11 protein-coding genes are annotated in these 17,052 nt (G+C 30.0%); all 11 read left to right on the forward strand.

Annotation, left to right across the window (positions count from 1 at the left end):
- The first annotated feature begins 33 nt into the window (after nt 1-33).
- The 11 genes from IPM32_11965 to IPM32_12015 all read left to right on the forward strand — a co-directional run bounded on the left by IPM32_11965 (nt 34) and on the right by IPM32_12015 (nt 17,044).
- Nucleotides 34-2,997: a CotH kinase family protein gene (locus IPM32_11965; protein MBK8945969.1), complete on the forward strand. Its 2,964-nt coding sequence runs from the start codon at nt 34-36 to the stop codon at nt 2,995-2,997.
- 12 nt (nt 2,998-3,009) lie between these two features.
- Nucleotides 3,010-4,953: a sialate O-acetylesterase gene (locus tag IPM32_11970; GenBank protein MBK8945970.1), complete on the forward strand. Its 1,944-nt coding sequence runs from the start codon at nt 3,010-3,012 to the stop codon at nt 4,951-4,953.
- An 18-nt stretch (nt 4,954-4,971) separates the two neighbouring features.
- Nucleotides 4,972-6,885, forward strand: coding sequence for a T9SS type A sorting domain-containing protein (locus tag IPM32_11975; protein MBK8945971.1), 1,914 nt, complete (start codon nt 4,972-4,974; stop codon nt 6,883-6,885).
- A gap of 118 nt (nt 6,886-7,003) precedes the next feature.
- A complete protein-coding gene (locus tag IPM32_11980; protein ID MBK8945972.1) occupies nt 7,004-9,877 on the forward strand; it encodes a glycosyl hydrolase 115 family protein in 2,874 nt (957 codons plus the stop codon).
- A gap of 18 nt (nt 9,878-9,895) precedes the next feature.
- Nucleotides 9,896-10,567: a cobalamin-dependent protein gene (locus IPM32_11985; GenBank protein ID MBK8945973.1), complete on the forward strand. Its 672-nt coding sequence runs from the start codon at nt 9,896-9,898 to the stop codon at nt 10,565-10,567.
- Nucleotides 10,568-10,569: 2 nt separating this feature from the next.
- Nucleotides 10,570-11,454 (forward strand): homocysteine S-methyltransferase family protein, encoded by an 885-nt coding sequence (locus tag IPM32_11990; protein MBK8945974.1) that lies wholly within the window; start codon nt 10,570-10,572, stop codon nt 11,452-11,454.
- Nucleotides 11,454-12,188, forward strand: coding sequence for a hypothetical protein (locus IPM32_11995; GenBank protein MBK8945975.1), 735 nt, complete (start codon nt 11,454-11,456; stop codon nt 12,186-12,188). Before IPM32_11990 ends, IPM32_11995 begins: the two co-directional genes overlap by 1 nt.
- Before the next feature lie 16 nt (nt 12,189-12,204).
- Nucleotides 12,205-13,230, forward strand: a complete 1,026-nt coding sequence (locus IPM32_12000; protein MBK8945976.1) for a uroporphyrinogen decarboxylase — start codon at nt 12,205-12,207, stop codon at nt 13,228-13,230.
- An 8-nt stretch (nt 13,231-13,238) separates the two neighbouring features.
- Nucleotides 13,239-13,436: a hypothetical protein gene (locus tag IPM32_12005; GenBank protein ID MBK8945977.1), complete on the forward strand. Its 198-nt coding sequence runs from the start codon at nt 13,239-13,241 to the stop codon at nt 13,434-13,436.
- Nucleotides 13,437-13,729: 293 nt separating this feature from the next.
- Nucleotides 13,730-14,857, forward strand: a complete 1,128-nt coding sequence (locus IPM32_12010; protein ID MBK8945978.1) for an endo-1,4-beta-xylanase — start codon at nt 13,730-13,732, stop codon at nt 14,855-14,857.
- Between the two features lie 24 nt (nt 14,858-14,881).
- Nucleotides 14,882-17,044, forward strand: a complete 2,163-nt coding sequence (locus IPM32_12015; protein MBK8945979.1) for an alpha-glucuronidase — start codon at nt 14,882-14,884, stop codon at nt 17,042-17,044.
- The last annotated feature ends 8 nt before the right edge of the window (nt 17,045-17,052 follow it).

The following is a 17,052-nucleotide window of genomic DNA, read 5'->3' on the forward strand; positions in this document are numbered from 1 at the left end:
AATAATAATATTTCATCTAAACTGTTGACGAAAATGAAAAAACTTTTAATATTATTCATTCTACTTTTTACAATTTATACAGATGCTCAATCAATTTTAATCAATGAAGTATTGTCTTCAAACAAAGTTACGATATTGGACGAAGATGGTGAGCCCTCGGACTGGATTGAAATTTATAACAACATTGAAAATGAAATAAATCTACAAAATTATTTCTTAAGTGATGATTCATTAAATCTAAAAAAATGGCAGTTTGAAAATCGAGTATTAGCACCACAAGAATATCTTTTAATTTTTGCTTCAGATAAAGATACTGTTATGAATTATCATCATACTAACTTTAAAATTAGTGCAAACGGTGAAAAAATAATTCTAAGTGATTCAAACCAAATTATTGATCAAGTTAATGTTCCGAAATTAACAAACGATATTTCTTACGGAAGAATTTTTAATGATTTTAGCAATTGGGAAATTCAAAATCCCACACCGGGATTTGAAAATAGCGATGAAGAAATTACTCAATTTGCTGATAGTGTAGTAACATCAATGCCGAGCGGTGTTTATTCATCTGCAATTTCTGTTGAATTATCTGCTGAAGAAAGTGAAATATATTATACTCTTGATGGAAGTGATCCCGATACGAGTTCAACAAAATATACAGCACCAATTGATATTGTAAAAAATACAATTGTGAAAACTATAAGTTATAAGGAAAATCTTAAGCCTTCTCATGTTAGTCATAATAGCTATTTTATTGATGTTGATACAGATTTGCCTATTATTTCTTTAATAACCGATCCAGTTAATTTATTTAGTGACAGCCTTGGAATTTATGCCAATGGTCCAGGTTGGACTCCAAACCCACCACATCATGGTGCAAATTTTTGGATGGATTGGGAACGTCCCGCGCATGTTCAATTTTTTGAAGATGATAAAAATTTAGGATTTTCAGAAAATTGTGGAATTGAAATTTACGGTGCTTATACAAGATCATTCGCACAAAAATCTTTTTCAGTAAAATTTAAAGAGCCATATAATTCATCAGCGCTTGAGTATGAATTATTTCCGGGTTTTGACATTAAAACTTTCAAATCTTTTATTTTGAGAAATTCCGGAAATGATTTTCAGTTTACACATTTTAGAGATGCAATGATGCAATCGCTGATAAAAGATCTGGATATTGATTATTTGGAGTATCGTCCCGCAGCTACTTACATTAACGGTGAGTATTGGGGAATTTACAATATTCGCGAAAAAATAAGTGAACATTATATTGCAAATCGACATGGTGTAAAAGCGGACAGCATTGATATGCTTGAAGGAAATATGGAAGTTATTCATGGCGATTCTTTACACTATGAAGAGCTTATAAATTTTATTAGCAATAATGTTTTGACAACAGATGAAGCTTACAAATATATAGATAAAAAGATTGATATAGATAATTGCTTACTTTATTTTGCTGCTGAGGTTTATTATAACAGTCAAGATTGGCCAGCAAATAATATTAAATATTGGCGTGAACGAAAAGAAAATGGTAAGTGGAAATGGATATTATTCGATTTGGATTTTGGATTCAATCTTTATGAAACTTCGGGACAATCGGAAAATCATTTAACATATTTATTATCTGGAATTGAAACGCGTCCGGGCTCTAATCCACCTTGGTCAACTTTGCTTCCAAGAAAAATTTTAGAAAATCCAAAAATCAAAAATAAATTTATTAATCTAATTTCTGATTTGTTGAACTCAAACTTTAAAAGTGATCGGGTAGTGAGTTTAATAAATCAAATGAAAAACCGTTTATCTGTTGAGGGTCCAAAACACAGAAAAAGATGGGGAATTAGCGATTTTACATTTAATGATCATGTTCAAAGAATGACTAAATTTGCACAAGAACGACCAAATTATTTACGGGGATTTGTAAGAAATTTTTTCAACACTGGTGAAGATGGACAAATTACAATTAATTCTTCAAAAGGCGGAAGAATAAAAATAAATTCTCTAAACCTTGATTCTAATAATTATCCATGGATTGGAAAATATTTTTTCAATGTTCCAATTGAAGTTATTGCTATTCCAGATAATGGATATAAATTTGACGGATGGAGCGAAGACTATTTTTCAACAGAAACAAAAATATCTTTAAATGTTGCACGTTCAACATTTTTAACCGCCAATTTTTCTGTGGATAGTTCTACAGCAAATGAAATTGTAATAAACGAAATAAACTATAATTCTTTGGATGAATTTGATTCCGGTGACTGGATTGAATTGTATAACAGAAAAGATTCTGAAATAGATTTAAGTAATTGGTATTTCTCCGATAGCGATACATCACACAAATTTATTTTTCCATCAGAGACTAAAATTGCACCAAAGAGTTTTATGGTATTGGTTGAAAACGACAGTTTATTTACCAGTAAATTTCCCGAAGTTGAAAATTATTTGGGTGAATTAGGATTTGGCTTTAACGGTTCCGGAGAATTCATGAAATTGGTAGATGCTGATGAAAAGGTTGTTGATTCATTAACTTATGACGATAATTTACCTTGGCCAATTGAAGCTGACGGAAAAGGAAATACATTAGAATTAGTTGATGCAGACACAGATAATTCAATTGGTGTAAGTTGGAAAGCTTCAACAAATAATGGAACGCCGGGAAAAGTTAATTCAGTTTTAGTTTCAATTGAAGAGGAAAAGTCAGCCAATTTAAAAAATGAATTTTCATTATTGCAAAATTATCCTAATCCATTTAATCCAATAACAATAATAGAATACTCAATTCCATTCAGTGATATTAGAGAAATATCAAATGTGAGTTTAGTTATATATGATATTTTGGGTAAAGTAGTTAAAGTTTTAGTCAGCGAAAAACAAAACTCTGGTAATTACAAAGTCGAGTTTAATGCTGAAAATCTTTCATCTGGAATTTATTTCTACACATTAAAAGCCGGGAATTTTATTCATTCAAAAAAAATGATTTTATTAAAGTAAAAATAGAGAAAAATGAAAACATCAAAACTTAAAAGTATTATTCTGTTATTTGTTATTTGTCAAACGAATTTAATATTTCCCCAAGTAAAATTACCAAAGTTGATTAGTGATGGTATGATATTACAACGTGATGTTGAAGTTAAAGTTTGGGGCTGGGCTTCAGCAAATGAAAATATTGAAATTAATTTTCTCGATAAAAATTTCAAAACAGTTGCAGATGAAAATGGAAATTGGGAAATAGTAATTCCTAAGCAGCAAGCCGGTGGACCATATGAATTAAAAATTTCTGCAAAAAATTCTATTTTGGTTAAAGATATTTTATTTGGTGATGTTTGGGTTTGTTCGGGTCAATCAAATATGGAATTTCCAATGAAGCGCGTGAGTTGGAATTATCCCGGCGAAATTGAAAACTCTGAAAATAATTTTATTCGAGAATTTGCAGTTCCTCAAAAATATAATTTTAAAGTTGCAGAAAAAGATTTTTCACATGGAAGTTGGAAAAGTGCTAATCTGGAAAATATTCCAAACTTTTCAGCAGTTGCATATTTTTTTGCAAAGAAAATTTATGAGAAATATAAAATTCCAGTTGGGATAATAAATGCAAGTCTTGGCGGTTCCCGTATTGAATCTTGGATGAGTGAAGATGCTTTGCAAAAATTTCCACATCATCTAAATGAAGCTTTGATGTTTAGAGATGATAATCTAATTAAAAAAATTGAAGATTCTGATATTGCCCGATCCAATGCTTGGTATAATTTATTACGACAAAAAGATGAAGGTTATAAAGATCAAAAAAATATTTGGTACAAAACGAACTTAGAAATTAGTGACTGGAAAAAAATGAATGTTCCAGGTTATTGGGCTGATACTGAAATAGGTAAAGTAAATGGAGTTGTTTGGTTTAAAAAGAATGTAAATATTCCATTGGAGTTAGTAGGTAAATATGCAAAATTAATTTTGGGAAGAATTGTTGATGCTGATTCGGTTTTTGTAAACGGAAAATATGTTGGATCAGTTGGTTATCAATATCCGCCAAGAAGGTATGAGATTCCGAAAGATATATTAAATGCTGGTGAAAATGAAATTACAATTCGCGTTATAAGCAATGCTGGTATGGGTGGCTTTGTGCTTGATAAAGATTATGAAATTGAGTTTGATAATACTTCAATTAGTTTGGAAGGGGAGTGGAATTATAAACTTGGTGCAATAATGCCGGAATTGGGAAGTCAAACTTTCATTAGATGGAAACCGATGGGTTTGTATAACAGTATGATTTCACCCTTGCATAATTATAAAATTAAAGGATTTGCTTGGTATCAAGGTGAATCAAATACTTGGAATCCTTCTGAATATTCTAATCTTTTATCAACAATGATTTCTGATTGGCGCACAAAATGGAGTAATAATAATTTGCCATTTATCGTTATCCAACTCCCTAATTTTATGGAAGAAAAAAATGAACCATCTGAAAGCAGTTGGGCAGCTTTTAGAGAAGTTCAACTTGATGCATTAAAAATACCAAATACTGGTTTAGTTGTTACAATTGATTTAGGTGAATGGAATGATATTCATCCATTAAATAAAAAAGATGTTGGTGAAAGATTGTTTCAATCTGCGGAAAAAATTGCATATAAAAATAATTCTGTAATAAATTCGGGACCAATTTATAAATCTATGAAAATTGAAGGGAACAAAATCATTCTAACCTTTGACAATATTGGCGATAGGTTGATTTCGAAAAACCATGAAGAACTTAAGGAATTTGCAATTTGCGGAAATGATAAGAAATTTATTTGGGCACATGCAAAAATTGAAAATGATAAAGTTATTGTTTGGAACGATAACATTAAAAATCCAGTAGCTGTTAGATATGCTTGGGCAGATAACCCAAGTAAAGCAAATTTATATAATAGTGCTGGTCTACCAGCATCACCTTTTAGAACAGATAAATACTAAATTATTAGAGATAAAAATATGTCCATCAATAATAATATGATAAAAAAATACTTCCCAATATTTTTATTATTTTCATTAACGATTTCGTTTGCACAATCTGTTTCTGTTAATGGAAGAATAACTGCCTCAAGAGTTCCAGTAACAGAAGTATTAGTAACTTTCATTGATAATTCAGATACAACCAAGCAATATTCTACTTTAACAAATTCGCAAGGTTATTATTCAACCAGTATAATAACGACAATAGAATCATTCGAAAAAAATATTCCCACAAGTTTTAGGCTTGGACAAAGTTATCCGAATCCGTTTTCTTCAACAACCGCAATACCTTATACATTGGATAAAGAATCAAATATAAATGTTAATATTTATGATATTTTGGGAAGAGTTATAAGAGAATTTGAAATTGGAATGGAATCTGTTGGAAGTCATAATTTATTGTGGGATGGAAAAAATAATTCCGGGAAATTAGTATCAAACGGAATTTATTTTTACCAGTTTTCAGTAAATGGGAATTCTCAAATTAGAAAAATGATTTTCAATAAAAATGGAAGTAGTTCATTTTCAATTCCAAATATATTTACTTTTTCTGAAAATCAATTCTTGCAAAAAATTAAAAAAACTAAAATTACAGATACAACATCATTCACAATTCTCTTGAAAAATACAAATAATACAACGCCATTAATTGTTGAAAACAAATTAGAAAATATTGTGATAAGGAAAGATACTTCAATAAATTTTTCTGTTACATCAAAACCGGTGGCAACATTTAATTTGGATAGCTCACATCAAATTATTAGAGGATTTGGCGCATCAAATATTTTACTTTGGCGTCCGGATATGACAAATGCAGAAATTGAAACAGCATTCGGAACCGGTGATGGTCAACTTGGATTTAATATTCTTAGACTAATGGTTGAAGCAGATAGCAATCGTTGGGGATTGTATTTATCTACTGCTAAAAAAGCTCAAGAAATGGGTGCTTTAATAATTGCTTCACCTTGGCACGCACCTAGTAATATGACTGAAACAGTAAATAGTATAAGTAGAGTTAAACATGATATGTATGCTGGTTATGCAACTCATCTAAATAATTATATAAAATTTATGACTTCAAACGGGATTGATCTTTATGGAATATCAGTTCAAAATGAACCCGATATTACGGATCAGTGGACAAGTTGGACATCTGATGAGATTTTTGATTTCATGAAAAATTATGCTGATAAAATAATTGGAACCCGAGTTATGACTCCGGAATCTTTTCAATTTAAACAATCATATTTAAATCCAATTTTAAATGATTCTGCAGCTTGCGCAAATACTGATATAGTTTGCGGACATATTTACGGCGGCGGAATTGCTAAATATCCTTTGGCATTTGAAAAAAGCAAAGAAGTTTGGATGACTGAATATTTAATAAATAGTCCCGGAAGTGGTGCTAATATGGATACATCTTTAATCGGAGCAATGGCAACTGCTAAAAGCATAAATGACTGTATGCTTGTAAATATGAACACATATATTTGGTGGTATTTGGTTAGGTATTACGGACCGATTTGCGATGGAACATATTTGCGAAAAGGTGAAGTAACTAAAAAAGGTTATGTGATGTCGCAGTTTGCAAAATATATTCGTCCGGGATTTGTTAGAGTTGAAAGTAGTATAAGTCCAATTAATAGTACAATTTTAGTTAGTGCGTATAAATATCCGGAAAGTGATAAAATTGTAATAGTTGCAATAAATAATTCAACTGCTACTATCGAGCAATATTTTAGAATTCGTGGAATTGGAAAAATTTCATCGCTTATTCCAATTACAACATCAGGATCAAAAAATTGTGGAAGCGGTACAGAGCTTTCGATTACTGATGGAAATTTCAAATATAATATGGAACCACAGAGTATAACAACATTTATTACAAATTAGAAATTTTATATGACTTATTATTTTATAGCAGAATATTATCAGGTGAAAATACTATTGCAAATATAATTGTAATTAATAGAAACAATAAGTTAACATAAGAAAATTTTAGGAGATATGAATGAAAAAATTAAATAAAATAATTTTCATTCTCTTAATTATAATAAATATAAATTTTGCAAAAAGTGAAGATATTATTTCAAAGAATAAATTATCAAATTCGTTTGCAATAGTTGAAAATAAAATTACTTCACAAATAATTATTAGTTCTTCAGATTTTCAAGGAGTTCATAAAGTTGCGAGATGGCTTCAGAGAGATATCGAAAAAGTATCAAACATAAAACCGGAAATAAAAATTGATAACAACAGTAAAGTTAAAAATGCAATAATAATTGGAACTATCAATCAAAGTAAAATTATTGATCAGTTAATTTCAGCAAGAAAAATAGACGAAAATGAATTATTAAATAAGTGGGAAAAATTTGTAATTCAAATCGTTGAAAATCCCTTGCCAAATATTGAAAGAGCATTGATAATAGTCGGTAGCGATAAGCGGGGAACAATTTATGGAATGCTTGAACTGTCTAAAATTATTGGTGTTTCACCTTGGTATTGGGGGGCTGATGTTCAAATAAAAAAGAAAAAAAATATTTATTTCAATAAATTATTTTACACAAATGGAGAACCAAAAGTAAAATACAGAGGAATATTTATCAACGATGAAGCGCCGGCACTTTCCGGTTGGGCAAATGAAAAATTCGGTACAGATAAATTTAATCACAAATTTTATGAAAATGTTTTTGAATTAATTTTACGATTAAAAGGAAATTTTCTTTGGCCGGCAATGTGGGGAAGAGCGTTCTACGATGACGATAGTTTGAACGGAAAAATTGCAGACGAATTAGGAATTGTGATCGGAACTTCACATCATGAACCAATGATGCGCGCTCACGATGAATGGCGAAGATATGGAAGTGGTAAATGGAATTATGCAACGAATGAAAATGAGTTGAAAAAGTTTTGGCGTGATGGAATTAAGAAAACAAAATATTATGATAAAATTATAACTCTTGCTATGCGTGGGGATGGCGATGAAGCAATGAGTGAAGATGCTAATGTAAGTTTACTTGAAAAAATTGTACATGATCAAAGAGAAATTATTTTTGATGAAATGCAAAAACCGTTGGAAGAAATTCCGCAAGTATGGGCATTGTATAAAGAAGTTCAAGAATATTATGATAAAGGAATGAAAGTCCCAGATGATGTTACAATTTTACTTTGCGATGATAATTGGGGGAACTTAAGAAAACTCCCAAAACTTAATGAGCCAAAAAGAAAAGGCGGATTCGGAATTTATTATCATTACGATTACGTTGGTGGCCCGCGTAATTACAAATGGTTAAATACAAACCAAATAGAGCGTGTTTATGAGCAGATGAATTTAGCTTTTAATTACGGTGCTGATAAAATATGGGTTGTAAATGTTGGAGATATAAAACCAATGGAATTTCCCATTTCATTCTTTCTAGATTATGCATGGGGTCCCACAAAAATAAATTCTGAAAATCTTAATGAATATTATGTTACTTGGTCGAAAGAGCAATTTGGTGAAAAATTTCAAAATGATATTGCTGATATTTTAAAATTATATACCAAATATAATTCTCGAAGAAAACCGGAATTATTATCACCTGAAACATATAATCTCACAAACTACCGTGAATTTGAAACTATTGTGAATGAATACAATAGTTTACTAATCAATACACAAAATATTTACGATCAAATTCAAAAAGAAAATAAAGATGCATTTTACCAATTAGTTTTACATCCGGTGGAAGCATGTGCAAACTTAAATGAACTTTATTATATCGCCGCAAAAAATAAACTCTATGCAAAGCAAGGAAGAATTTTAACAAATGAATTAGCAAAAAAAGTAAAGGAATTATTTGAGAAGGATAAATCGATAACAAATTATTACAACAATATTTTAGCTGATGGAAAATGGAATCATATGATGGATCAAACCCATATTGGGTATACAAATTGGCAGCAACCGGATTCCAACAAAATGCCGAATATAGTTGAAATTAGTAATTCTGAAAATGCAGAAGTCGGAATATACATTGAAGGAAACGAGAATAGTTCAGAAACTTTAACTTTCCCTAAATATAATAATCTAAATCAACAAATTTATTATTTGGAGATTTATAATAAGGGGAAGAAATCTTTTGATTTCAATATTCTGAAAAGTGCTGAATGGATTAACCTAACTAAATTATCCGGAAGCATAAAAGATGAAGTAAGAATTTTCGTTGAAATTGATTGGAAAAATATTCCAAATGGAATATATAGAGAATTTATAATTGTACAATCTTTAGATAAAGAAATTAGAATAAATTTAGAAATTCAAAACAATAAGTTATATGAAAATATATCAAATAGATTTATTGAGAATAATGGAGTTATTTCAATACATGCAGAGAATTTTAACAAGAAAATAGAAAATGATAAAATTGATTTTGAGATTATCCCAAATCTTGGAAGAACTGCTTCAAGTGTAATATCGGTGCCGGTATCAGAAGCAGTAGAAGAAATTAATAACGCTTCACCACATTTAGAATATGATATATTTTCATTTTCAAAGGACAGTGCAAAAGTTAAATTATATTTTTCACCGACACTAAATTTTGCGAATAATACAAATGGAATTAGATATGCAATTTCTGTGGATGATGAAATTCCCCAATTCAAAAATATAACGTCAAATCCAAATCCACCGGACTTAAATTACGATAGAGTTTGGAATAAATGGGTCGCAGAAAATATTAACATTCAAGAAACAAAACATTTCATAAAAGAAAATGGAAATCATACTTTAAAAGTTTGGTTTGTTGATCCGGGAATTGTTCTTCAAAAAATTGTTATGGATTTTGGTGGATTAAAAGAAAGTTATTTAGGACCAGCAGAAAGTAGAATTTATAAATCAAATTAATATTTATTGATAAAAAATATGAATGAACTTTTAGAACAAATCAGCATTTGTGTAGAAAGAGGAAAGATAAATTCGAAATCTCCATACCCAAAAGATTTAGTTGGACAAGATGGAGCTGATGAAATAACGGTTCAAGCGTTATCAAAAAATATTTTACCCTCAGAAATTCTTACAGCTTGCAACAATGCAATGCAGAGAATAGGAAATCGTTACAGCCGAAATGAAGTTTTTGTACCGGAATTACTTATGGCAGCAAAAGCTATGCATGCAGTAATGGCACATTTAAAACCATATTTTAAAACGGGAGAAGTTAATTCCAAAGGAAAATTTATTATTGGTACAGTTGCCGGAGATTTGCATGATATTGGCAAGAATTTAGTTTCAATGGTTGTTGAAGGCAATGGCTGGGAAGTAATTGATTTAGGCGTTGATGTAAAAACTTCGAAATTTATTTCCACTATTGAAGCTAACCCAAACTGCATAATTGGACTAAGTGCTTTACTTACTACAACAATGGCAAATATGGCAGTAACCGTGAAAGAAATAAAATCAAAATATCCATATAATATTGTAATTGTTGGAGGAGCTCCTTTATCAAGTGAAAGTGCTGAAAAAATGGGAGCTGATGGTTATGCTTCAAATCCTCAAAGCGCTGTAACGTTTTTAAATGAAATTATTTCAAGGAATTAAAAATGTTAACGATAAAAGAATTATTGAATCAAAAGAAAGTACTTGTGTCTGATGGAGCTTGGGGAACTTTTCTTCATAAGCAAGGATTACAGCCGGGAGAATGCCCGGAATTATGGAATGCTACAAATCATGATAAAGTTTTTAATATTGCAAAAAGTTATATAGATGCCAGTGCAGACATAATTTTAACAAATAGTTTTGGAGGAAGTCCATTCAAACTTTCGCATTATGAATTGCAAGAAAGAACTTATGAACTAAATAAACTTGCTGCCGAAATATCAAGAGAAGCTGCCGGAGATGATAAATTAGTTTTAGGTTCAATTGGTCCTACTGGAATTATTTTAATGATGGGTGAAGTTACCGAAGATGAACTTTATGAAGGATTTAAAATTCAAGCTAAAGGACTAATTGATGGCGGAGTAAATGCAATTTGCATCGAAACCATGTCAGCACTTGACGAAGCGATTCAAGCAATTAAAGCCGTAAAATCAATTAGTAATATTGAAATTGTCTGTACATTCACTTTTGAAAAAATGGTTGACGGAAGTTATAAAACTATGATGGGAACTTCACCAACAGAAATGGTAAAAGAATTAAGCGAAATTGGAGTAGATGTAATAGGTGCAAATTGCGGTAACGGATTTGAAAACATGATTGAAATTGTAAAAGAAATTAGAAGTATTGAAAAAAATATTCCAATATTAATTCATGCAAATGCGGGAATGCCAATATTGGTAGATGAAAAAACTGTATTCCAGGAATCGCCCGAATTTATGGCTTCATTAGTTGGTGAACTTAAAAACTGCGGTGCAAATATTATTGGCGGTTGCTGCGGAACAACTCCCGAACATATTAGAGCAATTGCTCAGAAACTTAAAAGTATTTAATGAAAATTATTAATCAAGAATTAGTTGAAAATAATTTATTTGTTTTAAAATTTGATCAATCTGAAATTGAAATTGATAAAGAAAAAATTGCAGATGAAATTGGTTATGCAAATGGTATTCTACCAGAAAATATTGATGATTTGTTGAATCAAATTATTATGGAATCAAAAAGTAGAATTCATATTGAAGCTGGTTACAAAATTGGTGAATTAAAACAATATAGTAAAAATATATTATTCGACAATACTGAATTCAATGTTGATAAAATTATATTTAATCAATTTCTTGAAGCTAATAATGCTGCAATATTTGTTTGCACAATTGGAAATGAGATGGAATTATGGTCGAAGAAAAATACTGCAGAAGGAGATTTGTTGCGTGGTTATTTAATAGATGTTACAGCTTCAACAATTGTAGAAAATGTAGCTGATTTGTTGCATGATTTTATTGGGAAAACATTTATTGAAAAAGATTGGAAAATTACAAATAGATATAGCCCGGGTTATTGTAATTGGCAAGTAAATGAACAGCAAAACTTATTTTCATTACTTCCGAAAAATTTCTGCAATATTAAATTGAGTGATTCATCCTTAATGAATCCAATAAAATCAATAAGCGGAATAATCGGCATAGGTAAAAATGTTAAGTATAGAGAATATTTTTGCGAAAGATGCGGAATTAAAGATTGCACACAAAGAGTATATCTGCAAAGGAAAAAGAAATCAAAAATTTAAATTATGCGAAAAAAAAATGACTGATAAGAATTGGGAAATTTTATTACGAGTAATTAATGGCGAAAAAATAAATCCATTGCCAATTGGATTTATAATTGATAGCCCGTGGTTGCCAAATTGGTTTGGTGTTAATATTATTGATTATTTTTCTAATGATGAAATCTGGCTTAACGCAAATTTGAAAGCTATTGAAGAATTTCCCGATGCAATGTTTCTTCCAGGCTTTTGGAGCGAATATGGAATGTGTACAGAACCTTCTGCATTTGGTTCAAAAGGAACTTTTCCAATAAATGAATTTCCGCATGCGCATCGCGTAATTAATTCTGTCGAAGAAATTGATGATTTGGTAATTCCAAATCCGGAAACTGATGGATTGCTTCCTTTTGTTTTAAATAGATTAAAATTGGCGCAACTAAAAATTGAAACGAAAGGTCACAAAAATAGATTTGCTGTTGCACGCGGTCCGTTAAATATCGCAACTTATTTAATGGGGACAACTGAATTACTAACAACGATGATGATGGATCCGGGAAAAGTTCATTTGCTTATGCAGAAAATTACTGAGTTTTTAAAATCATGGATTAAGCTTCAAATGGAAACTTTCCCAAGCATTGACGGCATTTTTATGCTTGATGATATTATCGGATTTATGAGCGCAGATGATTTTTCAGTTTTTGGGTTACCATATTTTAAAGATATTTATAATCAAAACGTTTCAGTGAAATTTTTGCATAATGATGCACCTTGTCGTGAATCTGCACCGCTTTTGAATGAAATGGGAATCAATCTATTTAATATGGGATTTGATGTTTCGTTAAATGAATTGAAAGAATTGACAAACAATAAAATTACTTTGTTAGGTAATCTTCCACCAAGAGATGTTTTAGCTGCGGGAACTAAAGATGAAGTTTACGCAAAAACGAAAGAATTAATTAATTCTTTAAGTGATACTTCAAAAATAATACTATCATGCGGAGGTGGAATGCCACCGAATGTTTGCTCAGAAAATATAAATTCATTTATTAGCGCAGCAAAATGTTAATTGGATTTATGTCTGTACAAAAAATTAAAAATATTGTTTTTAATTCTTTCAAAAATGGAAAAAGAATAGTTGCTCCACTTGTTGGGTTTCAGGGCATTAAATTAGCCGAATCATCAATAAAAATAGCACAACAAAATAGCTATGAACATTTTAAAGTTGTAAAATCTAATTATGAGAAATTCAATCCGGATGCAATTATTATATGACAAGTGAAGTTAATGCATTAATTACTGAAACAACAATTCCGATATTAAGTTGAATTTTCAAAAAGAATTCCTAAAGAAATATTCTAATTGCGAATATTTTTCCGATCGGAATATTCTAAATGAAAATGTTAATGAAATAGAAAATGAAGTTTTGTTATTCAATGTTATAAAAAATGATCCAAATTTTAACTTAAGTACGGGATGTGATTCACATTTGGTTAAACTTATTAAAAAGTTGAACTTTTATAGATGTTTGGAAAAAAAATCAAATAAATAAATCATTAGGAGATTAAATGAAAAAGAAAATATTTTTATTATTTAGTACATTTTTAACTATTGTAACAATCATGAGTTCTAAGGCGCAAGTAAATGAGTATAACGTTAAGTTAAAGGAGGTTTTTAAGGATCATTATTTAATTGGAAATGCATTAAATACTTGGCAAATATTAGGCAAAGATCCCAAAGCAATTGAATTAGTAAAACAGCATTTCAATAGTATCACTCCAGAAAATATGATGAAGTGGGAAAATATTCATCCTAAACCAAATCAGTATAATTTTGAACCGGTTGATAGTTTTGTTGCTTTCGGTGAAAAAAATAGAATGTTTATTATTGGTCATACTTTGTTATGGCATGCACAAACACCAAAGTGGGTTTTTGAAGATGAAGTAGGAAAATTAGTTTCCCGTGATACTTTATTAAGTAGATTGAAAAATCATATTCATACTGTCGTTGGAAGATATAAAGGAAGAATTCATGGTTGGGATGTGGTGAATGAAGCAATTGAAGACAATGGTGATTTAAGAAAATCAAAATGGTATCAAATTATTGGTGAAGACTATATGGAGAAAGCATTTGAATATGCACATGAAGCTGATCCCAATGTTGAATTATACTATAATGATTATAATATGTGGCACAAAGGTAAAGTTAAAAAAGTAATTGAAATAGTAAATTCATTGCAAACAAAAAATATTAAGATTGATGGAGTTGGACTACAAGGGCATTGGGGATTGGATTATCCAAGTAATGAGGAAATTGATTTTGCATTATCAGAATATTCAAAACTAAATATAAAATTAATGATAACAGAATTAGATGTTCAAGTTCTACCACTTCCCGAAGGAAACATTGGAGCAGATATATCAAAGAATTTTGAACTTCAACAAAAATATAATCCATTTCCAAAAGAATTCCCGGATTCAATGCAAGTTAAATTGGGTAAACGTTATGAAGACTTTTTCAACCTATTTAATAAGTATAAAGAAAAAATTACTCGTGTAACTTTTTGGGGAGTTACTGATGCGCATTCATGGCACAACGGATGGCCAATTAGAGGTAGAACAGCATATCCATTGTTATTTGATAGAAATTATCTTCCTAAACCAGCTTTTGATTTTGTAATAAAAACAGTTAAATAAATTATCTTAAAATTCTGGTGAAATATGAGATTAAAATTTCTTCAAATAATATTTTTATTTCTTTTTATTAGCAATGTAAATGCAGAAAGTGGTTATAGACTTTGGCTAAGATATGATTTAATAAAAGATGCAAAAGTTTTAGAAAATTATAAAAAAGATATTAATGGAATTTTAGCGCTTGGAAATTCTGAATCAATAAAAATCTCTTCACTGGAATTAGTTGATGGAATAAGGGGATTGATGGATATTGAAGTTCTTCCGTTTTATCAAGTAATTCTAAATGGAACAATTGTAATTGGAAACTATAATGAAGATTTAATAAAAAAAAATATTTCCAAAAGTGAAATTGCACAAATTAATGATGAAGGATTTCTAATAAAGTCAATTTTTGAGGAGAATAAAAAATTCATAATAATTACTGCAAAAACTGATATTGGAGTTTTGTATGGTTCGTTCCATTTTTTAAGTTTACTTCAAACTCAGCAAAGTATAGAAAATCTTGATATTAAAAGTTCACCAAAAATTAAATTACGCGTATTAAACCATTGGGATAATTTAGATAGAACTGTTGAAAGAGGTTATGCTGGATTTTCAATATGGGATTGGCATAAACTTCCTAAATATATTGATAAACGCTATATTGATTATGCCAGAGCCAATGCCAGCATAGGAATTAACGGAACGGTTTTAACAAATGTTAATGCTAATGCTCTTGTACTTACAAAAAATTATTTGAATAAAGTGAAAGCATTAGCTGATGTATTTCGTCCATATGGAATTAAAGTATATTTAACTGCAAGATTTAGTGCTCCAATAGAAATTGGAGGATTAAAAACTGCTGATCCTTTGGATGAAAATGTAATAATTTGGTGGAAAGAAAAAGTTCAAGAAATTTATTCTTACATTCCGGATTTTGGCGGATTTTTAGTTAAGGCAAATTCTGAAGGTCAACCCGGACCACAAAATTATAATAGAACTCATGCGGATGGTGCAAATTTATTAGCTGATGTATTGAAGCCATTTAAAGGTGTTGTTATGTGGCGTGCCTTTGTTTACAGTAATGAAAATCCTGAAGATCGTGCAAAGCAAGCTGTAATTGAGTTTAAACCCTTTGATGGAAAATTTAGAGAAAATGTTCTTATCCAATCTAAAAATGGTGCAATTGATTTTCAACCTCGCGAACCATTTCATCCACTTTTCGGGACAATGCCAAATACTAATTTGATGATGGAATTTCAAATTACACAAGAATATTTGGGACAAGCTACACATTTAGTTTATCTCGCACCGTTATTCAAGGAATGTTTGGATTCCGATACTTATGCAAAAGGGAAAAATTCTTTTGTGAAATATATTATTGATGGTAGCTTCAGCAATAATAAAATCAGTGCGATTGCCGGTGTTGCAAATATTGGAAATGATATAAATTGGACAGGACATTTATTTGGTCAAGCAAATTGGTTTACATTTGGAAAATTAGCATGGAATTATAATTTGACTTCTGAACAAATTTCGCAAGATTGGTTAAGAATGACTTTTTCAAATGATGAAAAGTTTGTTAATTCAATTTCTGAAATAATGATAAATTCTAGAGAAAATCTTGTTGATTATATGACACCTTTAGGATTGCATCATATTATGGGATGGGATCATCATTACGGACCAGCACCATGGATTAAAGATAAACCGCGTGCTGATTGGACTTCGGTATATTATCACAAAGCAGATAGTTTAGGAATTGGATTTGATCGAACAGAAAAGGGAAGTGATGCAGTTTCTCAATACAATAAAGAAGTATCGAAAATATTTAATGATATTGAGGAATGTCCCGAAGAATATTTGCTTTGGTTCCATCATGTTCCGTGGGATTTTAAATTAAAAAATGGTAACAAACTTTGGGATGAACTTTGCTACAGATATTATGATGGTGTAAATTCAGTTAATAAAATGATTGAAAAATGGAATTTATTAGAGAATGTTATGGATTGTGAAAGATTTAATCATGTAAAAATGTTATTGGATATTCAAAAAGATGAAGCGATTTGGTGGAGAAATGCGTGTGTGCTTTATTTTCAAACATTTTCTAAAATGGAAATTCCGAACAATTTAGAAAAACCAAATCAAACTTTAGAATATTATCAAAATTTAAAATTCCCTTATGCACCGGGAATAAAACCAGCTTGGTAAAATTTTAC

This window comes from Ignavibacteriota bacterium (genome assembly GCA_016716225.1).
Taxonomy (GTDB): Bacteria; Bacteroidota; Ignavibacteria; order Ignavibacteriales; family Melioribacteraceae.

Coding starts and splice junctions, on each gene's coding strand:
- IPM32_11965 (MBK8945969.1), top strand. CDS start 34: ATGAAAAAACTTTTAATATTATTCATTCTACTTTTTACAATTTATACA.
- IPM32_11970 (MBK8945970.1), top strand. CDS start 3,010: ATGAAAACATCAAAACTTAAAAGTATTATTCTGTTATTTGTTATTTGT.
- IPM32_11975 (MBK8945971.1), top strand. CDS start 4,972: ATGTCCATCAATAATAATATGATAAAAAAATACTTCCCAATATTTTTA.
- IPM32_11980 (MBK8945972.1), top strand. CDS start 7,004: ATGAAAAAATTAAATAAAATAATTTTCATTCTCTTAATTATAATAAAT.
- IPM32_11985 (MBK8945973.1), top strand. CDS start 9,896: ATGAATGAACTTTTAGAACAAATCAGCATTTGTGTAGAAAGAGGAAAG.
- IPM32_11990 (MBK8945974.1), top strand. CDS start 10,570: ATGTTAACGATAAAAGAATTATTGAATCAAAAGAAAGTACTTGTGTCT.
- IPM32_11995 (MBK8945975.1), top strand. CDS start 11,454: ATGAAAATTATTAATCAAGAATTAGTTGAAAATAATTTATTTGTTTTA.
- IPM32_12000 (MBK8945976.1), top strand. CDS start 12,205: ATGACTGATAAGAATTGGGAAATTTTATTACGAGTAATTAATGGCGAA.
- IPM32_12005 (MBK8945977.1), top strand. CDS start 13,239: ATGTCTGTACAAAAAATTAAAAATATTGTTTTTAATTCTTTCAAAAAT.
- IPM32_12010 (MBK8945978.1), top strand. CDS start 13,730: ATGAAAAAGAAAATATTTTTATTATTTAGTACATTTTTAACTATTGTA.
- IPM32_12015 (MBK8945979.1), top strand. CDS start 14,882: ATGAGATTAAAATTTCTTCAAATAATATTTTTATTTCTTTTTATTAGC.